We start from the raw sequence: 23,559 nt of genomic DNA, 5'->3' as shown, positions 1-23,559 counted from the left end.
TTAATTTTAAGTTCTACAACTTAAAATTACCTTACACTTGTAATCAAAATCTTGTTCAGTTTTCAAAGATCTACTCTGACGCAACGTCGTCTCATTGTACCTCAACGCCGCATGTAATAATATACCATGTGGTTAATTTATTGTCAATAGAAAAGTTTGACTAATTTTAACCAAATTGTTTTGGCGCACTTAACGACAAGAACTACTATACCAAGGAAACAAAATTACGTCAAGACTTTTTTACAAAAAAAGCACTTAGATCTTTATCTAAATGCTTTTTCTAATTATTTTAGTTCAGGAGCATCAGTATGATACATCGGAACCGTGGATTTGCCACCATTCTGATCAATTAGATCAGTTTTACGTTCTTTGTCAGCCTTATCCAACTGTTCCATTGCATTCTTCGGCTTATAATTATAGTCTTTTCGATCCACAGGCTTAAATCCTTTAGGATGATAGAAACGAAGTAAATCACCATAGATAACTCTATCAGAAAGAGACAAATCACTAGTTACATAGTTCTGAATTCCATCTACTTCCTGTTGTTGTTGCTTATTCGGCTTAATAACTTGACCAGTCTTAGAATCATAGATTGTTCCCCCAACCTTAGTGTATTTAGGAGTTACAAAATCTCCATCCCTAAATGGAACAATTTGATTAGGATTATTCCCCAACAAATCATGTCCAAACTGGATCATATCATCATTCTTAATTCCTAATAAATGAAGCAGCGTTGGTAAGACATCGATTTCTCCACCATAAGTATGATCAACGTGCCCATCCAAATTATCAGCATGGATCATAAATGGCACCTTCTGAAAGTTAGCCAAATCATAGTTATTAACCGACTTTTTACCTAACATCTTAGCAATTGCAGGACGATGATTATTAGAAATCCCATAATGGTCACCGTATAAAACAATGACACTATTCTTCATTAATCCCGTTGCTTTTAGATATGCTTCAAACTCACCAAAAGATTGATCTAAATAATGAGCCGTTTGGACATAAGGATCAACGGTACTATCCCCCGTTTTAAGAGCAGGAAAAGAAACATTTTGTTTATCTAATTCATAAGGATAATGATTAGTCAAAGTGATAATTTTGGCATAAAACGGCTGTGGTAGCTTTTCAAGATAAGGAACTGAATCTTTAAACATAATCTTATCTTTCATTCCATATCCAACATTATACGAAGGTTTCTTCTTATAGTAGTTGCTATCGAAGAAATACTGATATCCCCAAGACTTATAAGTATTATCTCTATTCCAAAAGCTCGGAACATCTCCATGAAAGACAGCCGTCGAATAACCCTTTTGGTCTAAAATTGCTGGAGCCGCCTGGAAAGTATTCTGCGAACCATAAGTAACCATCGCAGATCCCTGGGGCAATCCATACAATGAATTTTCAAGCATCATTTCAGCATCTGAAGTCTTACCTTGAGCAACTTGATGGTAAAAGTTATCAAACGAAATAGTATGCTTATCACTATAAAACTTATTAATATTCGGAGTAACTTCCTGTCCATCAACTTTATAGTTGATTAAGAACTGTTGAAAACTCTCCAAATGAATAATAAAAACGTTTTTACCCTTTTCTTTCCCAAAATATTTAACGCTTGGATACGTCTGATGTTGATTAATAAATTTCTTGACACTATTCAAATCTGAAGCTTTCGCCTTTGCTCGCGTAGAACTCTCTTGGTGAGTTTGATATGCATTAAAAGCAGCGTATTCATTTAAGCCTAAATACTTAACGATATAATTATTATCAAACGTCCGAGTTAAAAGACCACTCCGATCCGAATTAGCAAGAGAATATTCTCCCCCCATAAGCAAAATCGAAAGTAAAGTAATTCCAATGGCATAGCGATACTTAAAGGGACGGTAATCAATTTTAATAATCCTGAAGACTAATAGTAAGATTAAAACCACAACATCCAAATAAATCAAAAAATCCGTTGGATGAAGAATTTCCATCATACTCTTGCCCAAATTATTTTGGACGTCTCCGGTTCCTTTAATAATACCAATTGACAAGAAGTCAGAGAATTCTCGATAATATAAAACATTAGCAAACATCCAAGTCGACTGTAGAAAATCAATTATCAGCATCAGCCAATAAGAAAGCTTGCCGCGAAAGTATAAAGCAATCCCAAACAAGAGCAGTCCTGATGGAATTGGATTAACAATCATCAAAAAGGTTTGCATGCCACCCTTAACACCCAAACTAAAGTCGACGTTATAAACAACCAAAGTAGTTATCCAATATAAAACGACTACCAGCACGAAGAAACCGATAGTAGTATTAAAAAAATTACGAATGCTTTTTAATATTCGAGACATTCTAGTTTCCTCCAAAACTCTTATGACTTTCGCTTTTAAGTATTTTCCTATTCTTTTGTGCCTTTTTACTTGGCTTCATCACGAGGGCAAAGGCTCCCAAAATCAAACCTAAGTAATACGTAAGAATCCGCCACAGGATCATCGCAAGTACTAGCTTACTTCCATTAGTAATATAACTTCTAAAAATCATCTCAAAGCTATACTCAGCTCCACCTGCTCCTCCAGGAATGGGAAAAATCGAGATAATCATCACAATCAAAATGTGGAGACTGGTTACCATTACCACATTAGCATTGGTATAACCTAACGAAAGCATAATAAAGTAGGGAATTAAGTAATAAAAAAGCAATTGAAAAAAAGTGATTATGAATATTTTAGCCATCAACTTCCCTTGGTGACCAATTCTCACACTCTCTTTATAAAAGTTATCAATCTTCTTATTTAATGTATTTACTAACTTATAAAATGTAGCATCTTTTACAAACCATTTCACTGGTTTGATACAAATATTAACAAATTTTTTAGTAAATGAATGCCAATACATGATCATAAGTAGTGAGACGATCACAAACATGTGAATGCCAAATCCGAACACAACAAACCATGCCAGAGCGTGCATTTTATCAATAACGTAGTTAAAACCGATTATTAACGCAATAAAAAAATTAATTACTATCATGGCTTGGTAAACAACAAACTTCATAAGTAGTGCAGAACTAGCCCGACCACCATCAACTCCCGATTGAATTAAAACAAATAGTTGAGCCGGCTGACCACCAGATGAAAACGGAGTGATCCCATTAAAAAGTTGCTCCACTAAAGGTACCCGGATTGCATCCCGAAAAGTAAAATTAGGATCACTATTTCGAACTAACATGTAAGTAATCACGGATTCAAGAGCAAAATAAAGCAAAATGCACCCTAAAGCAACTAATAACCACCATGGATTAATCTCAACAATATCTCTTATAAGAACGCTAAACTTAATGTCTCTAGCTGCATACCATGAAATAAGTAATCCAAGGGCAATCATGATAAGTAGTGAGACTTTATTTCTCCTGGACATTCAATTACCCCTTTTTCGCCTGGTCAAAATAAAAATCATGCCAAATCTTGGCTAGATGATCCTCGGAATAATAATCAGATGCTTTAAGTGATTTTTCAGCATATGCTTTCAGAAGCTTAGGATCATTTAACAACATCTTAAGTTTTTTATCCATTTCAGCCTCATTATTTGCTGAAATGTAATACCCGTCAATAATTTTTTTATAAAGGGATAAATCCCGCAACATAACAGGAATTCCACACGAGAATGCCTCTAAGACAGACATCGGGAATAACTCATTATACGACGGTAAAAGAAATAAATCAGCCATATTATAATAATTTACTAATTCTTTACGATCAACGATTCCGGGAAAACTCAGGTTTTGAGGTGGATTATCAACCAATTCTTTCAACTCAGAATATCCAGCTGTCATTTTTCCAAATGAAAATCCTCCTGCCCAAACAAATTGAACGTTTGGATTTTGCATTGCTAATTTACCAAAATCAAGAACGCCCTTTCTGGTCTGAACTTGACCGGTTCCGAGCACCGTAAACCGTTTTGTTTGATAACCATAACTACTTCTAAGAGCTTCTTTCTGGCTCTTTGAAACCGGATAAAATTCTTTTTTACTTACAAAATTTGGAATATATGTAATTTTCTTTTTATCAATCCCATATTTTTCAAGTTTAGGTATAAAAGTTGGATTTACAACGACAATATGATCCATCCGTTTATAAAAGGCAATTACATACTTATAAAAAATTTGTCGAAATGGAGTAGGAATTTTTAAACTCCCCTCAAGCGTTTCCGGCAAAAAATGAACGTATCCAATCTTTCGTCCCATTTTTTTTGAAAATGTAGACAAATAAAACGTTGGATTAATGGTGTGATAATGACTAATGTTCGCTTGATTAAATTTATTAATCTCAATGTCAAACTCGTTTGGAAAATGTTTCTTTAACATCTTAATTAACTCAATGTATGCACTACCAACTCCTTGACCTTTTACTTTGTCAGCAGTTGAAAACATATCGATCTTTAACATCAACAAAACTCCTCAGTCAGATGTGTTAGTTTGCTTAGCTTTAGTTCGATCAAACTCTTTGATTGTATCATCATAAAAGCTCAACATCTGATCCACAAAATACTCAGCTGAAATTTCGTGTAATTTCTCTTCACGGACATTTTCGGAATCGGGGTATTCACCTCGGTGTTGCAAATAATCCACCGTTTCAGAAACAAACCTTTCTTCTGACTCAAACGTCATTCCAATTGATTTATCATCAATTAAGTCATCGGTGTACGGACTTCTTGCAACGACAACTTTGGTGCCAGCAGCAACTGCTTCAATGTACGTTAACCCCTGAGACTCAGAATTAGACGTAGAAACAAAAACATCTGCCATTCGATAATAATCATTGACATGATTATTATTAATTTCCCCGGTGAAAATAACATGGTCGTTAAGTTTCATGTCAGACACTTGCTTCATTAAATCATCTTCGGCAGGTCCTTCACCCACAATTACAAGCATAGCATTTGGAACTTGATCCAAAATTTTAGGTAGTGCATCGATCATTTCGGAGATGTTTTTTTCATACGCAACTCGACTAACGGAAACCATCAATGGGGTCTCATCACTAATGCCTAATTTTTTTCTAATATCAACATGGTCATTTTCTTCATAATGCTTAACGTCAATCCCAGTTGGAATAATTCGAATGGGACTCTTAACCCCATAATCAGTAAGCTTGTCCAAGACACGCTTACTTGGTGCCACCACACCGTCCATGTGATGGCAAAAAGCTAACATCATTTCTTTTACGTGCACTGGTTTTAATAATTTGCCGTTAGCAACATAGTGCAAATAATCTTCATACATTGTGTGATAAGTGTGAATACAAGGAATATTCAAATTTTTAGCAACGAACTTCCCGATAATTCCAAGTGAAAATTCAGTTTGGGTATGAACGATATCTAATTTTAATTGCTTAGCAATTTGATAAGCCTGAAATATTCCTCTGACGGCGATTCTTCTTTCGGTAAAAGAAATAAAGGGAACACTTGAAAAACGGTAAATGTCTTTTTCATCGTCATCATTTTTTTCAACGTTAGGATCAGTTGTAGTAAAAATATAGACATGATTTCCACGCCTTTCTAACTCATCTTTTAACGTTTTGATTGACGTAGCAACTCCGCTAACTTGTGGAAAATAAGTATCTGTAAACAAACCAATATTCACGTTGTTTTCCCCTCTCTCTTTAACGTTAAACAAATGTAATTATATGGGTTTCCCGCATGGTTTGCAACTTTGTGCCTAACTACTCAAACCTAAGTAAACCATCTACTCTGGCATCTTAGAGATAAAGTCATCAATCATCTTATTAACGTCACTAGTGGTATCTGCATTTTTAATGACACTATCAGCTAACTTACTTGCTGATTTCGAATTAATTTTACTAATGTATGCTTTAGTTTTTAAAATTTGAGTTGGAGTGGCTGATAATTCATCCACTCCTAACCCAATCAAAAAAGGAATCACTTGTGGATCACACGCAACCTCACCACAAACACCCACGGCCTTAGAAGCGCTATGAACGATCCTAACGACCCTTTCAATTAAACGAAGCACGGCTGGATCACAAGCTTGGTACAAATAGGAGACACGCTCATTTAAACGATCAACGGCAACCGTGTACTGAACTAGATCATTAGTGCCAATACTTACAAAATCTACTCTTGAAATGATCTTATCAATCATAATTGCTGCCGCCGGAACTTCAATCATCGTTCCTAATTGAACATCTCCAAGTTTAACTCCTTTATCAATCAAATTCTGGCGTTCTTCAGTGTAAATCGAAAGAACCTGATCCAGCTCTGAGACCGTTGATATCATAGGAAACATGATCCGAATTGGTCCATAAGATGAAGATCTAAGGAGTGCCCTGATTTGAGTGCGAAAAACCTTGCTTTCACCTAAACTATAACGAATGGCACGATAGCCAAGAAAGGGATTCGTCTCATTATGGGAAATATTAGGCAAATAATTAACTAGTTTATCTCCACCAACATCCATTGTCCTAAAAGTTAACTGCTTTCCTTTTACTTTTGAAACAATGTTTTTGTACATCAAAAATTGTTCGTCTTCGCTCGGGAGATGGTCAGAATCCATGTAAATGTATTCGGTACGAAATAATCCAATTGAATCAGCCCCAACTTCTAAAGCATTATCAACTTCATTTTCGTTACTAACATTAGCCCCCAATAGCAGAGGGTGCTCATCTAATGTCTTGGTCGATTGGCCCTTGAACTTTTCCCATGACCTTTTTTGTTTTCTAAATTTTTCAAGCTTTGTCTGGAATTTCTCGATTTCATCTGAATTGGGACTTTCAATAACGTTTCCACTACTTCCGTCAACAATCAATTGTTCATCATTTTTTAAATGATTTAGGCTGTCCTGCAATCCTAGTACAGCTGGAACGTCCATACTTCTAGATATAATGGCTGCATGAGAATTCTTGGTTCCAACAGCTGTAACAATCCCTTTAATATTTTTCTTTTGAACTTGTGCAATCTGAGTTGGAGAAATGGAATTAGCAACAATAATAACTGGCTGGTTAATAAGTGATAGATCGGGAGTATCGACGCCAAGTAGACGTCCCAAAAGCTGGTCTCTGATATCTTCAATATCATGAACCCGTTCCCTTAAATACGGATCATTCATATTCAAAAAAATAGCTGCATATTGATTGAATACACGATTCAATGCAAATGCAGCATTCTTTTTTTCTTCTGTTATGACTCTTTTAACCTCATTAATCAACTCTGGATCAGATAAAACTTCTAAATAAAAATCTAAAATATCAAGATATTTTTTAGCCATTTCAACTCTATTACTTTGTTTGATTTTTATAATAGTAGTTTTGGTATCTTGAAACGTTTTTTTAAGGCGTGCTTTTTCTTCGTCTATACCCAAAAAGGCTTCTTTATTAAAAGTTAAATCTGGTTTAGTCAAACAATAAGCTTTTCCAAATGCGATCCCATCACTAACACCAATACCCTTAAAGGTAGTCATATTAGTCGATCAATCCTTCATCTTTCATGGTTTTAGCAATTGCATCAAGGGCTTCTTTAGCATCGTCACCATCGGCTGAAATAGTAATATCAGCACCTTGGCCAACTCCTAATGACATAACACCCATGATTGATTTTAAGTTTACAGATTTATCACCATATTCAAGACTAATATTTGAATCAAATTTGCTAGCGGTCTGAACTAACAAAGTTGCTGGACGAGCATGAATGCCAGTTTCTGCCGTGATTTTGAATTGACGTTTCTCCATAATGAACGCACTCCTTTAATCGTTTATTTAACTCTATTTACAGTTTAAGAATATCAATTTATCATCTAAAAAACAAGTAATTATCATAAATCGCTTACATAATTGTTATGACGCTAATTTTCAGACGAATAATGATAGGTTAAAATGCCCTTTTCGCTGGCTTTCCCTACGATTCTTTTCCGTGTTGGAAAGCTCATAAAAGCCTGCTGAAATTTCGGAAAATCCTTTGGTTCAACCGTCAAATCTTTGATTTTTCCATCCTTTAATTGGTTTAAGAGTTCGGTAAAGTCATTTTCGTTTTTATCCATAATTATTGCCTCCTAATCGGTTTCAATGTTACCACATTAAAATAATTTCTAGATCAGTCAAAATACTTGATTGAATGTTATTAGTGCGTATAATATTCATGAATGGTCAATAAAGGTCAGACTTTCGTCTGACAATTTAGTTAAGCAAAGGGAGGCTTAAACTATGGAAGGACAAGGTTCATACGGATTTGGTAGTCTAGATGACTTTCTTCGTGCCATGCAAAATGGCCAAGTCAATGATTATCAAGTTCCACCACAAAGTGGACGCGGCAATGGCCGAAATGGTTCAAAATCAATTCTTTCAACTTACGGAACTGATTTAACTAAAAAAGCTAAAGCCGGAAAACTTGACCCAGTAATCGGTCGTGATAAAGAAACGGCTCGAGCAATCGAAGTTTTAAATCGTAGAGGCAAGAATAACCCGGTCTTGATTGGTGAAGCCGGAGTTGGAAAAACAGCAATTGTTGAGGGCCTCGCTCAAAAAATTGCTGATGGTACTGTTCCAGAAAAACTTCAAAACAAACAGGTAATTCAATTAGACATGGTTTCAATGGTTCAAGGCACAGGTATTCGTGGTCAATTTGAAAAACGAATGCAACAATTAATTAAAGAGGTTCAGTCAAACCGTAACATCATCTTATTCATTGATGAAATTCATGAAATCATGGGGGCAGGTAATGCTGAAGGTGGCATGGACGCAGGTAACGTCTTAAAACCCGCTCTTGCTCGTGGGGACTTTCAATTAATTGGAGCAACCACTCTAAAAGAATACCGTGACATTGAAAAAGACTCTGCTCTTTCAAGACGACTTCAACCAATCATGGTCAAAGAACCAACGGTTGATCAGTCCATCAAGATTCTAAAGGGTCTACAAAATCGTTATGAAAACTATCATCTAGTCAAGTATACCGATCAAGCAGTGAAAGCGGCAGCTACCCTTTCCGATCGTTATATCAGTGATCGTTACCTTCCGGACAAGGCAATTGATTTACTTGATGAAACTGGTTCCAGAAAGAATTTAACTTTAAACATTGTTGATCCAAAAACAATTGACAAAGAGATTGACAGTGCTGAAAACGAAAAGAAGACGGCTTTAGATAAAGAAGACTACGAACAGGCCGCTTACTACCGTGATAAGATCAAACGACTTCATCAAAATAAGGATAAGGGTGCTACAAGTGAGAAACACAACACCGTTACCGAAAAGGATATGCAACAAGTTGTTGAAGAAATGACCAATATCCCAGTTGGAGAACTACAAACCAAAGAACAACAACAATTAAAGGACTTAGCTCCAAATTTAAAGCAACATGTGATCGGACAGGACAAGGCTGTTGATTCAGTTGCTAAAGCCATTAAACGAAATCGAATTGGTTTTAATGGTAGCGGTCGTCCGATTGGTTCATTCCTATTCGTTGGATCCACTGGGATTGGTAAGACTGAGATGGCTAAACAACTTGCCAAAGAATTATTTGGATCCGAAGATTCAATGATTCGATTTGACATGTCAGAGTATCGTGAACCACAATCAGTTGCTAAATTGATTGGTTCACCGCCTGGCTACGTTGGATACGATGAAGCTGGCCAATTAACCGAAAAAGTCCGTCGTAATCCTTACAGCTTGATTCTGTTAGATGAAGTTGAAAAAGCTCATCCAGACGTTCTTCACACATTCTTACAAATCTTAGATGACGGTCGTTTGACTGACTCACAAGGTCGAACGGTTTCCTTTAAGGACACTGTCATCATTATGACTAGTAACGCCGGAAGCGATGCCGAAGCAAGCGTTGGGTTTACACCAGAAGCAACTGGTAAAACTCATTCTGTGATGGATAAATTAGGACTTTATTTCAAGCCTGAATTTCTCAATCGTTTTGATGACATCGTTGAATTCAACCAGCTTTCTAAAGATAACTTAAATCAAATTGTCGATCTGATGATTAAAGATATGAATAACATGTTAGCGTCAAGAAACGTTCACATTGATGTTTCCAAATCGGCCAAAGCAAAAATTGTCGAACTCGGTTACAATCCGTCAATGGGTGCCCGTCCGCTTCGACGAGTAATTCAAGAACAGTTAGAAAACCAAACGGCCGACTACTTCTTGAATCATCCAGAAACTAACAATCTTGTTGCTGATACAGACAAGAACAACAATATCGTTATTAGTACTAAGTAGTGAAAGAGACTTAGATTAGAATTCTAATCTAGGTCTTTTTTTATTTCCAGAAATGGTAAAATCAATATAAACCATCTTTGGAGGAAAATTATGTTTAATTGGATGAAAAAAATCTTTTCAAAAAATAATCATAACTACAAGCATTCAAAACATCGGATGAAAAGACCAATCAGACAAAACAACGTTAAAAAGACGACAACCTCCATAGATCCATCCGAAATTTCTTTAAACAAGCCAAAATCAATTCATACCACCACCCCATTACCTGCCGAAAATCATCAATCAACTCCTAAAAAAGAGGTTATCAGAACCCCAAGTACAGTTTTTATGGAATTTGTCGATCAAAACGGGAATCAATTAAAATCAACTGAAATCATTAGTGGTTCAGTTGGCGATCCAATTAATTTCATCGTTCCCAAAATAAAAAACTACATATTAGTTAGTGTTGATGGAATGACTAAAAAAATGCAAGCAAAAAAACAACTAATCAAGTTTCATTACATCCCTAAGTTAGGCCAACCAGTTAGCGTTTACTGCTTTGATTTTGATTCATTTCGCTTGCTTCTCCCTCCCAAAATCGTGAATGGTCCATTAAACCAGCAGTTTACACTAAAGGCTCCTGTGATTCCTAACTACCAGCTTCACCTATCGGTTGGTGACTTAACCGGTCAATTCACAAATAAAACCAAAAATATCATCTTATATTACCGACGTTCTAACTGGAAAGTGGTTCAGTCAGTCAATTATTTAGTCAAAATGAAAATCCCCACTTCCGTTTATGATTCACCGGTGCGAAAGCAAAGATACGATCAAATTTTACCAGCTGGATCAACTTGGCGTGTCTTTACAGAAATTCGAACTAATCAAGATGATTGGTTAAATCTTGGCGGATCACAATGGATCAAAAAGCGATCCACGATTCGTACCCATAACAATGACAAACGTCTAACCTAAAAAAATCCCACTCTTATTGAGTGGGATTTTTTACAAATTTTTATCCATGTTATACGTCAATTTAGAGAGTGTAAGACCCTTTTCCATCAATTCATGCATAAATTGATAGGTTCGACTCCTCATTTCTTTGACCAATTGCTGATTCTGATCTTTCAAAAATTCAGATGCGTCCTGATCATTCATATTAGCAGCTTGACCCATCGTATCTGATATATGCCCTAAAAATAACTCGTTAGCATGTTTCTTAAAATCACGATCCTGTTGAATAAAATTACTGTAATGAGATTCAACGATCATCGATAGTTTACGATACATCCAGTATGCGCTCTTATCATCCATCGTGAGAGGGGTAACCTCATAACTTGGATCAGTCTCGTCAACGTTAGCAAAAAAAGGAACATATGGACTAAAGGCGGGAATTCCAAAATTTAGCCACATAATTGCCGAACATTTATCACTTACATCATTTCTAATTTGCAGAACATGTGAATTTTGGGTTCGATTCATTGAAATTGGTCTAAATTGAGTATTCGATTCTTTTGGATCTTTAGCCAATGGATCATATTTGGTCTCGTTATAATGAGAACTCAAAATAAACTGAACGTCACTAACTTCAATTTTACGGCTTGCTTTTCTAATAAACGGGAGATCATTTGAGGTTGGCTCCTGCTCAATCTCGGGATTCAGCACCCTTTGACCATACCAAACTCGAGGTGTGTTGTAATGGTGATCAAATTCATTATGAGTCCCAAAGATATGTCGAAAGTTAAATCCCTCTTTATCAGGATTTAACTGGTACTTTTCAACAAACTCTTGTAACCCATCGGAATACATAAAGTTCTCTGGATCATCAAAATCAACCTGTTGAATCGCAACCTCATTTGCTACGACCGCATAACAATCGTCAGGAATTCGTTGTGCAACCCAGTGGTGACCAGTAACGATCTCCATATACCAGACTTCGTTCTTGTCACTAAAAAGGACCCCATTTCCCTCTGGTGAACCATACTTTTTGATTAAATTTCCAAGATAGGCAACTCCATCCCTCGCGGAATTAATGTAAGGGAGAACCATCGATTGTAAAGAATCTTCAGCTAATCCATGCTGAACAAGCGGATCATGAGCTAAAGCATGCTCGTTTCCATAAACACTTTCAGTGGCACTCATTGCAACATTCTTTTCATTAAATCCACTTTCAGCATAAACGCCTTCTTTTTTAACGTCAGCGTTCGGTGTCATCAAAATTCGGTAACCCGACTTTGGCATTGGAGCAGTAAAGCCGTTTTGGTTGGATTTCCAAACTTTGTCCTCGTTATGATATGCAGGTTGAACATAAAAACTTTGAGGAGTTAATGGTAAAAAGGTATCATCATTTCTAGAAATCATCGTTGACCCATCAACACTAGCGTCCTTACCAACCATCACACTGGTACAAGCACTTAACTTTTTCATAATTCATATCCACCTTTCACAAAAACTAGTTTATATCGAATATTACGTCAATTCAATCCTAAAGCTTGGCAGTTAACTTGACATCAGGATATTTATCTTTAAACCAGCGTTCTGCAAACTCATTTTCAAAAAGGAATAACGGATCCCCCATTTGATCCCGTACTAAAATATTTCTAGACGAAGACATCTTTTCGTCCAGCTGGTCAGGGTCAATCCACCGGGCAATTTTATGCCCCATTGGTTCCATCACAACATCTGAGTTATATTCATTTTTCATTCGAAACTGAAATACTTCAAACTGAAGCTGACCAACTGCTCCCAAGATATACTGTCCCGTACTGTAATTAGTGTAGAGCTGAATGGCTCCCTCTTGTACTAATTGTTGAATGCCCTTATGAAACGACTTCTGCTTCATAACGTTTTTGGCTGAAACTCTCATAAATAGTTCTGGAGTGAACTGTGGCAGCTTTTCAAACGCAATCGGTTTTTTGCCGGTATAAATGGTGTCGCCAATCTGAAAATTACCAGTATCATAAAGACCAATAATATCTCCAGCAACCGCTGTTTGAACGTTTTCACGCGTATTAGCCATAAATTCAGTAACGTTTGATAAACGGATCGGCTTCTGGGTACGATCAAGGGTAACATCCATGCCCTTTTGAAATTCACCAGAGCAAATTCGTACAAAGGCAATTCGATCACGATGACGTGGATTCATATTAGCCTGAATCTTAAACACGAATCCAGAAAATTCTGGTGCCGTTGGTTCAATTTCATTTCCTTGAAGAGTTTTGTGAGGACCTGGAGCTGGTGAGAGCTTCAAATAAGCGTCTAAAAAAGTTTTAACCCCAAAGTTAACCAACGCTGAGCCAAAGAAGACTGGTGTTTGATCACCCTTGGCAATTTTTTCTCTGCTAAATTGATTCCCAGCTTCAGAGATTAAATCCATTTCACTTCTAGCATCTTGATAAATGCTATCGTCTGCTAGTGAGTTATCTCCAATAAGATTGCCAGCATCATCTAGTTTAATAAAGTTCTGACCATCCGTTTCTGGCTTATAAAGTTCAACTCGATGATCATAACGGTCGTACAGCCCCTTTAAAATTCGACCAGAGCCAATGGGCCAGTTCATCGGATAAGCCTCAATTCCCAGTACATCTTCCAATTGATCAATTAATTCCATGGGATCCTTGCTATCACGATCAAGCTTATTCATGAAAGTAAAAATTGGAATTCCACGCATTTTACAAATTTTAAATAACTTTTTAGTTTGCGGTTCAATTCCCTTAGCGGCGTCAATCACCATCACGGCAGAATCCACTGCCATAAGAGTTCGGTATGTGTCTTCTGAAAAATCTTCATGTCCCGGTGTATCAAGAATATTAATCCTTTTTCCCTGATAATCAAACTGCATAACCGAACTAGTAACTGAAATTCCACGCTTCTGTTCAATTTCCATCCAATCTGACTTAGCAAAATTTCCACTTTTTTTCGCCTTAACGGTTCCAGCTTCCCGAACAATCCCACCAAAGAGGAGTAGCTGTTCGGTGATAGTGGTTTTCCCAGCATCAGGATGGGAAATAATGGCAAACGTTCTTCGTTTATCGACTTCTTTTTCTAGGTCTGCTTTTTTCATCTTTACTTCCTTTCTGTTATAGATTAATTGTATACCATCAAACAAACAAAAAATCCGGAAAACTCCGGATTTTTTTAACGAATTTGTTGCATCACATAATCAATCGTCTTAATCGAACTAAGTCCATCGTTAATCCGACAGAAGCGATTGTAAAATTGCATAAATTTAGGATCGTTTTCAACGTTTTCGTCTTTTAAATCAGTTGAGATTCCCTTCATTAACTCATCAGAATCATAGACGATCCTTCCAGGCAAATCTCGTTCATAATTCAAGTAAAAGCCACGCAACTCATCCTTATACACGTGATAGTCATAAGGATAGAACAAAATTGGCCGTTTAAGGTAGGCGTAGTCAAAAAAGACTGAGGAATAGTCGGTTACCAGCAAATCTGAAATTAAATATAAATCAGAAATGTTGGAATAGTTCGATAGGTCATAGACGAACCCTTTGTAATCAGAGACGTCTAATGCATTCGAAATCAAGTAGTGCATCCGTAGAATTAGGACAGTATCACTTCCAAAGTGTTGTTTGAACTCTTCCAAACTAAACGGTAGCTTAAAAGTATATTTCCCCTTGCTCTCAAACTGATTATCTCGGTAAGTAGGAGCATATAGGACAACTTTCTTGTCCCGTGGGATTCCCAATCGATCCTTAATCTTATTAATCTCAGTAGGATTATTCCCGTTAATCAATTCATCATTTCTTGGATATCCCACCTTTAAAATCTTGTTTTCATACCCGAAGGCACTTCTAAAGACCTTGGTTGAAAAATCATTTGGTGAAATCAATGCATCCCAACGATTAGCTTCTTTAACAAAGTTATCATGGTACTTATTGGTTGTCGTACCAGGCATTGAAACTCGTTCAATATCTAACCCTAACTTCTTTAATGGTGTGCCATGCCAAGTTTGAACATACGTTACATAGTCTGGTTTAACGACCCAGGCAGGAAATCTAGCATTGCTAATCCATACCTTAGCCTTTCCCATGGTACGAACCCAACGTCCCGTATTTTTAATTACATAGTTAATGTTATGATCCTTACAAAATTGCTTTTGTGACTTTTGAATGGACCACACAAAGTTAATCTTAGGATGTAATTTTTTAAACACCTGATAGATAGCATAAGGACTATCACTCACCTGACGTCCACCAAAGCTCTCAAACACGATCGTCGTAGTAGCAAATGGTGTATGCCCCCGTTTAAACAACTTTCGTAAGCGCAAACGATTAACTTTACTTAATAAGATTTTAAACGATTTCCACAAATGCTTAGCTTTTCCGTAAAACTTAGTAAGTCTTTTTGTAGGAGACGGCCGTCTTCTTTTAATAACACGAAGTTGACCTTGCTTTCCCTCTTTTAATACTAATTCACGATTATCACCTAAGTGAGAAACGGTTTTAAACGATGAAAGCGAAACATCCATCACCAATCTTTGCTGAAAATGCTTACCATGATAGTCATACCTGATATACAAACGATATGTATCTTCATCCTTTAGCTCTTTAAGCGGAATGGTAATCGCAAAAATCCCTTGAAAAGGTGAATCGGTAATCGGATAAAGTCGTTTGCTTTGATCACTTGCTTGTTTAATTACAATTGCCATCTGATCAAGTTTTTTACCGTCAATGTGGTTAAACCCCGTTAATCGTAAATTACCGCCACCAAGCAAATTAACCGAGTTCATCACAAATTGCTTTTTAGATCGGTTCGTTCTGACATAAAAGACCGCCATGCCAGAGGGGTCAATCTCATATTGATAATATGCGTTTGACCCCATCCGTCGAACGGCGCTTACATATTCACCTTCAACTTGGATAATGGTCCGGTGGTCACGATTTCCACACGAATAATAGAGTTGCCATTCAAATTCATCCTGCCCCACGGAGTCAAAGTGAAATTTATTTGGATCAATTATAATTGCTGCTTCATTGCCACTTACGTCCCCTTTAAGAATGGGAACGGTGATTGAAGCTAAGCTTTCTTTTTCAATCAAAGTAACAGTTGCATCTTCATCAGCGTAACTAGGATTAATTAATTCAAATTCAATTTTCAACTTTGTTTGTTTTGGTATAACGTTAGAAAGTATTGCTCGCATTATTTCTCCTTAATAGTTGAAAATCACGTTTTGACCAAGATATTTAGAAAAGTTAACCATATCATCCAAATCGATAAAAATGGTAGTCTCCTTACCTTCAGCATACTTATTAACTAAAGCAACGTTAAATGCTGAAATATCACTATAACGGCTTGCATTGCCATAGTCTGAAATGACATATGATCGAGCATCTGAACCTTTAGACAAATACTTCAAATTACCAAGATTAACATCATAATCGATTAAATCACTAGTTGGTCTAGCAATCTTTAAACTTGTTTCTGGAGGTGAAACAACCGAGGTTTTACTAAGATAAAAAATCTGAGCTGCTCCACCGTTACTTTGATCCACCCGACATGCCACGTCACCATGTTGATTTAAAAATTTAATTACTTGATGTTCATCATTAATCCGTTTGAAAACAGCAGTAGCGTTATCATGATTGTCATAATAAATCGTTTTACTAACGTAGGGCCCATCATAAAAGATCACTTTGAATAAACCTGACCCAGCCAAAATTTCCTTTCGTTCAGCTCGAACCACCCCATTATGGTCACTGTAGACTTGAACGGACTGACCCTTAACCACTCTGTCGTGAACGTCAAATTGGGTTAAATCGTTATTTAAATCATGATTTTGATCAAAAATTCCACGTTGTTTACTAAAAACGTCAAACAATTGGATGATTTCTAATTGCACTTGCTGATGAAAAGAATCAGATAACTTCCTAATCAAAGTGGCCACGTACTGTGATTGATCATAGTTTAAAATGGAAATTACAACTTTAACTGAATTCCCGTCATCGATCATTCTTTCCAATCGTTCTTTAAATCGGGGCTTTTCAGCTCCATGAACTGAAGTTACCAAAAAAAGTGCTTGTTTCATTTTGCTCCCCTTAAACTAAAACATTCTAAGAAATAAAACGAAGAATCCTTGGACTCAAACTAATCTTTCCAATCCTTTTGGCTCGTGACGCCTAAATCAGACTTGATCTTAGACGTTGAAATTCCTTGGGTTCGCGGCAAATAAATTACTTTACAATACTCTTTAAGAAAGTCAAACTTACCCTTCCAATCGTCACCCATCACAAAGATATCAATCTTATGATCTTTAATATCTTGAATCTTCTGGTTCCATCCCTTTTCAGGAATTACTTCGTCAACGTAGCGGATAGCGTCTAAAATGTACTTACGATCCTCATAAGAATTATAAGCACGTTTCCCCTTTACGGCATTAAACTCATCCGTCGAAAGACCTACCGTCAATGAATCACCTAATTCACGAGCACGTTTTAATAAACGCACATGACCCTTGTGAAGCAGATCAAATGTGCCATACGTAATTACTTTCGTCATAATATCTCCTGTCAGAAGACCATAATTAATACTCCTATTTATCAACAACTAAATGTTAGCATATCTTCCATTATCGTCAATAAAATTCACGATCCATAACTAAAGTTTAATTTGGCTCATTTTCAGATGAATTAGTTTTTGCTGAATTCGTGGAGTTCGAATCGTCATGTTGAACTAACCAAATATTGTAACAATATTCAATCACAACCTTCGCAATCGCATAAACTGGAATGGCTAGAATCATCCCAAACAACCCAGCAATGTGACCAGCTGCAAGTAAAATGATAATAATAGTTAGTGGATGAATCTTTAACGATTTCCCAATCACATTCGGGTACACCAAGTTTCCATCAATTTGTTGAACAATAATGACTACCACAATTACCCAGATAACTTGCATAATATTATCTGAAAAAGCAACAAAAAGTGATGGAATAATTCCAATGTAGGGACCAACGTATGGGATGATATTACATAATCCGGCAAAGACCCCGAGCAAAAGAGCATACTTTTGTCCGATCAGAAAGTATCCTAAAGTGGTAAACGTTCCAACAAACAGACACTCAATGACTTGGCCACCGATGTAACGTGAGAGGGTATGATTCATTTTTTTAAGTAGCGTTACCGTTTGTTTCCTGTGGTGTTTGGAAAGTCCGGGAGTTAACTTTTCAATGCTTGGAAGTAGTTTGTTTCCATCCTTTAACATGTAAAACAGAATGACAGGAACTGTAATTGCCGTGATAACCACGTTCGTTGCCATCGAAATAATCGTTCCCGCACTATTCGTCAAATTAGCCAGAACTGTTTTCAAATACGATGAATATGAGGACTGAATCTTGTCAACAATGGGACGCCAGTCCACTTTTTTTAAAAATCCATAACGTGTGATTTTAGTTAGTAATGTCTGCCCTTGTTTAGCAAATTCAGGCGCTGCCCCTACCATGTTAGCCACCTGAGTAATCAACCGTGGTACAAACGAAAACGCCATGTAAACAATAACCCCAATCACAATCAAAAATACGATGGCGGTGGCCCAGGTACGATTAATGTGTTTTGTTTTTGTGATTTTTATTTTCATCAGAAGGTTAACGATCGGATTCAACATGTAATACAAGAATCCCGCTAACAAGAGTGGAACGAAGATCGTTGACACAAAAATTACAATCGGCGAAAAAACAAAACTAATTTTGGAACATAAATAAACGATTCCAACTGCAATCAGAATCTCAACCGTCCAAAAAAATAAAGCCGAATTTTTAAATCTATTCATTTGATTCACTCCAATTAATTTTCTTTTGTGTCCAAGAATTGATCAATATCATCAAGATCAAAGCCCTTACGATATAACGACTGCTTGGCTTTCTGACGTCGACTCATATCATTATACTTCTTATACTTATTCCAAGCCTTGTTACCCTCTTTAGCAAGTAACTCATTTTGATGATCGACATCACCTTGAAAGTCTAATTCACTAATGATTGTATCAATATCATCAAATGAGTATCCCTTTCGGTATAAAGCCGTCTTAGTTTTTTGCATCCGTTTGTTAAAGGGATATCGCTGATTATGAGCAAAGATTTTTTGGGCCTGCTTTTTACCATTTTTAAGCGTCATTTCGCTCGAATAATTAACTAAAATTGCCTCATTTATGTATTCATCTGCAATTCCCTTTTGTTTTAAATACCTTGAAACAGCCATGGGACCCTTATTCTGTTGTTCAACAATTCCTTTGACATAGGTGTCAGCATAATGTTCATCATTAAGTAGATTAATCTGTTCTAGTTTTTCAACCGCTTCATCGACTGCTTCAAGGTTGTCTGAATATGATTTTAACTTATCTCTAACCTCTTTTTTTGAACGAGTCTGATACGAAATAAAATCAATAGCCTTATTATATAACTTTGAAACATCGTCCGCCGCCTTAATTTTGTCAATCTTACCTTGGCTTAACTCAGATCCCTTAAAGATCCCAAACTGAATCATTACTTCTTCACTCACAGGAAAAGCATAATGATCATTGATGTATACGTTATATCTCCCCAGTCTTTTTTGCGAAACAATTTTTGTGACCCTTAATTTATTTGCATTTTGCTTATCCATCAGCGCTAACTCCCATCAAATTAACAATTTGAAACTATTCTGATATACTTATTTGAAAACACTACAAAGGAAGTGGTTTCACTCATGCCAAAAGCACACGTGATTTACGCCACCATTACTGGTAATAACGAAGACGTTGCTGATATCGTCACCGAGGGACTTGAGGACCTTGGCGTAGATGTCGAAGAATCTGAAATTTCTCAAACCGACGCGGACGAACTTAAAGATACCGATATTATTGTTATATGTCCATACACCTACGACGAAGGAGCTCTCCCTGAAGAAGGGATGGACTTTTTTGAAGATTTAGATTCACTGAACCTAAAAGGAAAAGTTTTTGGAGTGGCTGGTTCTGGAGACGTTTTTTATCAAGAATATTATAACGTTGCCGTCGACGCATTTACCAAAGCTTTAAGGAAAACTAACGCTACTCAAGGAGCTAAAAGCGTCAAAATCAATCTTGAACCTGATGAAGATGACATCAAAGTTCTTGACCAGTTTTCTCGTGAACTGGTAAAATCCACCGAAAAATAATTTAGCAAAAAACATCACCACCTAATCCTAGGTGGTGTTTTTCTTTTTGGAACGAAATTTACGTGCACTAGAAATAATAGACCGAACGGATCCGTTTGTTGATTCAATGTTACCAGTAAAGTACTCTTGTATACTGGCATTAATAACGGCCCCAAACATCAGCACGAGTCCAATAAAATATAACCACAACATCACTACTATAAAAGTTCCTAACGTCTTATAAGCGGTAATATTTCTAAAAAAGTACTCAATGATTAGCGAAAAAGCTTGTGACAAAATCATTAAACCAAGCACAGATATCGCTGATCCTAGAATTGTATAACGAATCTTGGTCTTAACACTTGGCACAAAATAGTACAAAAGCATCACAACTATGAAAGACCCAGAAATAATAAATGGAATTCGAATGGATGCAACCACTTGCGTTGCAATGGTTGAAAGATGCAGAATTGGTCTCAAGTACGTGATAATTTCTTGACCAAACCCTTGCAAAATCATTAAAACAATCAATAAGAGTACCAGTAAAAGCATCCACACAAATGAAATTAAACGATTCGTGATGGCATTCTGAGTGTCAGCTACTCCGTAAGTTCGGTTAACCGTTCGTTGAAATGCTGCCATCGCCTGACTAGCTGACCAAATTACCAGCAACAACCCAATCGATAAGCTACCACCACTATTATTATTATCAAAAGCTGACTTAATCATGGGCAAAAGCATCGTATAAATCGATGACGGAACCGCGGTTCTGATATACATTAAGATATCATTAGGATCTCCATGTAAAAGTTTAATGATGCTACCAATCATAATTAAAATTGGAAACAGTGATAAGAGGGAATAATACGCCAAGACGATGGCAGAATCAGAAACGTTTCCCATCTTAAAATGTTTCATAACTAACTTAACAAATGAAATTACTTTTTGATTTGTTTTTAGTTCCACAAGCTAGGACTCTCCTTTAAAAGTTGCCTCAATTGCAGATAAAATTTGCTTAGCTGCCGTTCCATCCCCATAAGGATTATGAGCATCAGCCATCTTTCGGTATTCATCTGGATTATCAAGTAAGTCCTCCATCGCATCTTTAATGGCCTTAGGATCAGTCCCAACTAATCTCAAAGTGCCCGCTTTAACTCCTTCGGGGCGTTCAGTCGATTCTCTAAGAACCAAAACGGGCTTTCCAAGTGAAGGAGCTTCTTCTTGAACCCCACCAGAGTCAGACATAATAAAATAACTCCGAGCAGCCATATTATGAAAATCAACCACATCTAAAGGTGCAATCAAATGGATCCGAGAATCGCCCTTAAAAATCTGTTGGGCCATCTTTTGAACCACTGGATTAAGATGAACCGGGTAAACCACGTCCACATCAGGATGTGAATCAACAACTTGTTTAATTGCCTGAAACGTTCGTTTCATTGGTTCACCTAGATTTTCGCGCCGATGCATTGTAAGTAAGATGATCCGCTGTCCATCATCAATGTTATCTAAGATCGAATGATGATAATCATCACTCACCGTTTGATGAAGAGCATCAATGGCAGTATTTCCTGTAACAAAGATGTTTGGCCCCGGATGATTCTCTTTTATTAAATTTTGCTTACTTAACTCCGTGGGTGCAAAGTACAAGTCAGCTAAAACATCCGTTAATTGACGATTCATTTCCTCTGGATATGGGGAATATTTATTATGAGTACGCAGTCCTGCTTCAACGTGACCTAACATTTTTTTATGATAAAAAGCAACCACTGAAGCGGCAAACGTACTCGTAGTATCACCATGAACTAGAATAATATCTGGATTAGTTTTAGAAATAATTGGACCTAACTTAGTGATCACAGAAACAGTAATATCTCCAAGTGTTTGATCATTCTTCATAATGTTTAAATTATAATCAGGAGTGATTTTGAAAATATCGAGAACTTGCTTAAGCATTTCACGATGTTGACCCGTGACCACTGTGATTGGTTTAAACTTGTTTCGATTTCGCTTCATCTCTAAAATAATTGGAGCCATCTTAATGGCCTCCGGTCGAGTTCCAAAAACAGTCATAACTTTAATTGGTCTGGTCACACTTAATCCCTCCCATTTGCCTAGTACCTTAAGTATATCAAAAGATTTACCCAATTCCGATGCCAAACCACTTTAAATAATGATAAAATGATATTAAACAATCTGTAAATAATTGGTAATGTATTTTTGAATTTAAAAGTTTAATTGCCAAGTACTAAGGAGTAATTAATTTTGGAAAAAATTAGTCTGATTGTTCCTTGTTATAATGAACAGGAATCAATTGAACTTTTCTACAAAACTGTGGAAAAGGTTTTTGCACAAATGAATAAAGACGGTGAAAAGTATGAGCCTGATTACCTTTTTATAAATGATGGATCAAGTGACAATACCTTTAAGATCATTAAAAATCTTCACGAAAAACATCCTGACACCGTTCACTTCATCTCATTTTCAAGAAACTTCGGGAAAGAAGCTGGAATGGCTGCTGGGCTAAGAAATGCCAAAGGCAATTACATTGCATTAATGGACGTTGATCTCCAAGATCCGCCGGAACTCCTTCCTAAAATGCTCAAAATTATTCAGACCCAGGACTATGATTGCGTTGGGTGTGTCCAAACAAGCAGAAAGCAGAATCCAGTTCGAGCTTTCTGCTCTTCGATGTTTTATAAAGTCATCGATAAAATGTCAGACGTTAAAATTAAACCTAACGTTCGAGATTATCGTTTAATGTCTCGACGTTACGTCGATGCAGTAAATGAACTAACAGAATACAATCGATTCTCAAAAGGAATCTTTGCTTGGGTTGGTTTTAACACCAAATATTTAGAGTATCAGGGGGTCCCTCGGGCTGCTGGAGAAACTCATTGGTCTTTCTCACAATTGGTAGAATACTCGATGGAAGGAATTATTGATTTCTCTGATGCCCCACTAACCTTTGCCACTTACGTTGGAATAATCTCATTTTTACTCTCACTCGTTGGGATTGCTTTTGTCGTTATCAGAGCATTATTCTTTGGAGGAGCCGTATCTGGTTGGCCTTCTTTAGTATCAATTATTCTCCTAATCGGTGGAATCCAACTCTTCTGTTTGGGCATTCTAGGAAAATACATTGGAAAAATTTATTTAGAAACGAAACACCGTCCTCAGTACATCATTAAGGACGAAGCATAGTTTAACCGGTAGCCACCTATAAA

At 36.7% G+C, this 23,559-nt stretch carries 20 protein-coding genes; 4 read left to right on the top strand and 16 right to left on the bottom strand.

From position 1 onward, the window contains the following. Positions 1-284: 284 nt before the first annotated feature. The 7 genes from AC6UDA_RS02920 to ykzS form a co-directional block, all read right to left on the bottom strand. On the bottom strand, positions 285-2,345 hold the full coding sequence (locus tag AC6UDA_RS02920; protein WP_500693603.1) for an LTA synthase family protein: 2,061 nt from the start codon (positions 2,343-2,345) through the stop codon (positions 285-287). 1 nt (position 2,346) lies between these two features. Beyond that, positions 2,347-3,411: a lysylphosphatidylglycerol synthase transmembrane domain-containing protein gene (locus AC6UDA_RS02915; RefSeq protein WP_500693602.1), complete on the bottom strand. Its 1,065-nt coding sequence runs from the start codon at positions 3,409-3,411 to the stop codon at positions 2,347-2,349. A 4-nt stretch (positions 3,412-3,415) separates the two neighbouring features. After that, on the bottom strand, positions 3,416-4,438 hold the full coding sequence (locus tag AC6UDA_RS02910; protein WP_500693601.1) for a glycosyltransferase family 4 protein: 1,023 nt from the start codon (positions 4,436-4,438) through the stop codon (positions 3,416-3,418). A gap of 12 nt (positions 4,439-4,450) precedes the next feature. Beyond that, complete coding sequence (locus AC6UDA_RS02905) at positions 4,451-5,635, bottom strand: glycosyltransferase family 4 protein (RefSeq protein ID WP_500693600.1); 1,185 nt, start codon at positions 5,633-5,635, stop codon at positions 4,451-4,453. Between the two features lie 102 nt (positions 5,636-5,737). Beyond that, on the bottom strand, positions 5,738-7,468 hold the full coding sequence (gene ptsP, locus AC6UDA_RS02900; RefSeq protein WP_500710855.1) for a phosphoenolpyruvate--protein phosphotransferase: 1,731 nt from the start codon (positions 7,466-7,468) through the stop codon (positions 5,738-5,740). A 1-nt stretch (position 7,469) separates the two neighbouring features. Then, a complete protein-coding gene (locus AC6UDA_RS02895) occupies positions 7,470-7,736 on the bottom strand; it encodes a phosphocarrier protein HPr (protein WP_500693598.1) in 267 nt (88 codons plus the stop codon). A 113-nt stretch (positions 7,737-7,849) separates the two neighbouring features. Next, positions 7,850-8,044 carry a protein YkzS gene (gene ykzS, locus AC6UDA_RS02890; protein WP_500699312.1) on the bottom strand — a complete coding sequence of 65 codons (195 nt, stop codon included), beginning with the start codon at positions 8,042-8,044 and terminating at the stop codon, positions 7,850-7,852. A 163-nt stretch (positions 8,045-8,207) separates the two neighbouring features. Here ykzS and AC6UDA_RS02885 point away from each other — a divergent pair, with 163 nt between their 5' ends. Further along, positions 8,208-10,223: an ATP-dependent Clp protease ATP-binding subunit gene (locus tag AC6UDA_RS02885; RefSeq protein WP_500710853.1), complete on the top strand. Its 2,016-nt coding sequence runs from the start codon at positions 8,208-8,210 to the stop codon at positions 10,221-10,223. Between the two features lie 90 nt (positions 10,224-10,313). Next, the gene (locus tag AC6UDA_RS02880; protein ID WP_500706333.1) at positions 10,314-11,177 is read left to right on the top strand and encodes a MucBP domain-containing protein; all 864 of its coding nucleotides are present in this window, start codon (positions 10,314-10,316) and stop codon (positions 11,175-11,177) included. A gap of 30 nt (positions 11,178-11,207) precedes the next feature. Here AC6UDA_RS02880 and AC6UDA_RS02875 read toward each other — a convergent pair whose 3' ends face one another. The 7 genes from AC6UDA_RS02875 to recX form a co-directional block, all read right to left on the bottom strand. Further along, entirely contained in the window at positions 11,208-12,629 is a 1,422-nt protein-coding gene (locus AC6UDA_RS02875; protein ID WP_500710851.1) for a C69 family dipeptidase, read from the bottom strand. A gap of 58 nt (positions 12,630-12,687) precedes the next feature. Then, positions 12,688-14,265, bottom strand: a complete 1,578-nt coding sequence (locus tag AC6UDA_RS02870; protein WP_500710849.1) for a peptide chain release factor 3 — start codon at positions 14,263-14,265, stop codon at positions 12,688-12,690. A 74-nt stretch (positions 14,266-14,339) separates the two neighbouring features. Beyond that, complete coding sequence (locus AC6UDA_RS02865; RefSeq protein ID WP_500710847.1) at positions 14,340-16,364, bottom strand: CDP-glycerol glycerophosphotransferase family protein; 2,025 nt, start codon at positions 16,362-16,364, stop codon at positions 14,340-14,342. A gap of 9 nt (positions 16,365-16,373) precedes the next feature. Further along, positions 16,374-17,249 carry a hypothetical protein gene (locus AC6UDA_RS02860; protein ID WP_500710844.1) on the bottom strand — a complete coding sequence of 292 codons (876 nt, stop codon included), beginning with the start codon at positions 17,247-17,249 and terminating at the stop codon, positions 16,374-16,376. Positions 17,250-17,308: 59 nt separating this feature from the next. Then, positions 17,309-17,719, bottom strand: coding sequence for a glycerol-3-phosphate cytidylyltransferase (gene tagD, locus AC6UDA_RS02855; protein ID WP_500693590.1), 411 nt, complete (start codon positions 17,717-17,719; stop codon positions 17,309-17,311). A 106-nt stretch (positions 17,720-17,825) separates the two neighbouring features. Further along, positions 17,826-18,989, bottom strand: a complete 1,164-nt coding sequence (locus AC6UDA_RS02850; RefSeq protein WP_500693589.1) for an AI-2E family transporter — start codon at positions 18,987-18,989, stop codon at positions 17,826-17,828. Positions 18,990-19,003: 14 nt separating this feature from the next. Next, positions 19,004-19,819: a recombination regulator RecX gene (recX, locus tag AC6UDA_RS02845; RefSeq protein WP_500710842.1), complete on the bottom strand. Its 816-nt coding sequence runs from the start codon at positions 19,817-19,819 to the stop codon at positions 19,004-19,006. Between the two features lie 84 nt (positions 19,820-19,903). Here recX and AC6UDA_RS02840 point away from each other — a divergent pair, with 84 nt between their 5' ends. After that, a complete protein-coding gene (locus tag AC6UDA_RS02840; RefSeq protein WP_500693587.1) occupies positions 19,904-20,353 on the top strand; it encodes a flavodoxin in 450 nt (149 codons plus the stop codon). 27 nt (positions 20,354-20,380) lie between these two features. Here the strand turns inward: AC6UDA_RS02840 and AC6UDA_RS02835 are convergent, their stop codons facing one another. Together AC6UDA_RS02835 and wecB are read right to left on the bottom strand one after the other, a co-directional pair. Then, positions 20,381-21,298, bottom strand: a complete 918-nt coding sequence (locus AC6UDA_RS02835; RefSeq protein ID WP_500710840.1) for a YihY/virulence factor BrkB family protein — start codon at positions 21,296-21,298, stop codon at positions 20,381-20,383. A 3-nt stretch (positions 21,299-21,301) separates the two neighbouring features. Beyond that, complete coding sequence (wecB, locus tag AC6UDA_RS02830) at positions 21,302-22,405, bottom strand: non-hydrolyzing UDP-N-acetylglucosamine 2-epimerase (protein ID WP_500710874.1); 1,104 nt, start codon at positions 22,403-22,405, stop codon at positions 21,302-21,304. Between the two features lie 192 nt (positions 22,406-22,597). On the opposite strand from wecB, the gene AC6UDA_RS02825 reads away from it, so the two are divergent. Beyond that, positions 22,598-23,536 (top strand): glycosyltransferase family 2 protein, encoded by a 939-nt coding sequence (locus tag AC6UDA_RS02825; RefSeq protein WP_500695212.1) that lies wholly within the window; start codon positions 22,598-22,600, stop codon positions 23,534-23,536. The last annotated feature ends 23 nt before the right edge of the window (positions 23,537-23,559 follow it).

Source organism: Fructilactobacillus sp. X8R4C1 (genome assembly GCF_059900905.1).
This window is presented reverse-complemented; position numbering and strand designations above follow the sequence as displayed.

Coding starts and splice junctions, on each gene's coding strand:
- AC6UDA_RS02920 (WP_500693603.1), bottom strand. CDS start 2,345: ATGTCTCGAATATTAAAAAGCATTCGTAATTTTTTTAATACTACTATC.
- AC6UDA_RS02915 (WP_500693602.1), bottom strand. CDS start 3,411: ATGTCCAGGAGAAATAAAGTCTCACTACTTATCATGATTGCCCTTGGA.
- AC6UDA_RS02910 (WP_500693601.1), bottom strand. CDS start 4,438: ATGTTAAAGATCGATATGTTTTCAACTGCTGACAAAGTAAAAGGTCAA.
- ptsP (WP_500710855.1), bottom strand. CDS start 7,468: ATGACTACCTTTAAGGGTATTGGTGTTAGTGATGGGATCGCATTTGGA.
- AC6UDA_RS02895 (WP_500693598.1), bottom strand. CDS start 7,736: ATGGAGAAACGTCAATTCAAAATCACGGCAGAAACTGGCATTCATGCT.
- ykzS (WP_500699312.1), bottom strand. CDS start 8,044: ATGGATAAAAACGAAAATGACTTTACCGAACTCTTAAACCAATTAAAG.
- AC6UDA_RS02885 (WP_500710853.1), top strand. CDS start 8,208: ATGGAAGGACAAGGTTCATACGGATTTGGTAGTCTAGATGACTTTCTT.
- AC6UDA_RS02880 (WP_500706333.1), top strand. CDS start 10,314: ATGTTTAATTGGATGAAAAAAATCTTTTCAAAAAATAATCATAACTAC.
- AC6UDA_RS02875 (WP_500710851.1), bottom strand. CDS start 12,629: ATGAAAAAGTTAAGTGCTTGTACCAGTGTGATGGTTGGTAAGGACGCT.
- AC6UDA_RS02870 (WP_500710849.1), bottom strand. CDS start 14,265: ATGAAAAAAGCAGACCTAGAAAAAGAAGTCGATAAACGAAGAACGTTT.
- AC6UDA_RS02865 (WP_500710847.1), bottom strand. CDS start 16,364: ATGCGAGCAATACTTTCTAACGTTATACCAAAACAAACAAAGTTGAAA.
- AC6UDA_RS02860 (WP_500710844.1), bottom strand. CDS start 17,249: ATGAAACAAGCACTTTTTTTGGTAACTTCAGTTCATGGAGCTGAAAAG.
- tagD (WP_500693590.1), bottom strand. CDS start 17,719: ATGACGAAAGTAATTACGTATGGCACATTTGATCTGCTTCACAAGGGT.
- AC6UDA_RS02850 (WP_500693589.1), bottom strand. CDS start 18,989: ATGAATAGATTTAAAAATTCGGCTTTATTTTTTTGGACGGTTGAGATT.
- recX (WP_500710842.1), bottom strand. CDS start 19,819: ATGGATAAGCAAAATGCAAATAAATTAAGGGTCACAAAAATTGTTTCG.
- AC6UDA_RS02840 (WP_500693587.1), top strand. CDS start 19,904: ATGCCAAAAGCACACGTGATTTACGCCACCATTACTGGTAATAACGAA.
- wecB (WP_500710874.1), bottom strand. CDS start 22,405: ATGACTGTTTTTGGAACTCGACCGGAGGCCATTAAGATGGCTCCAATT.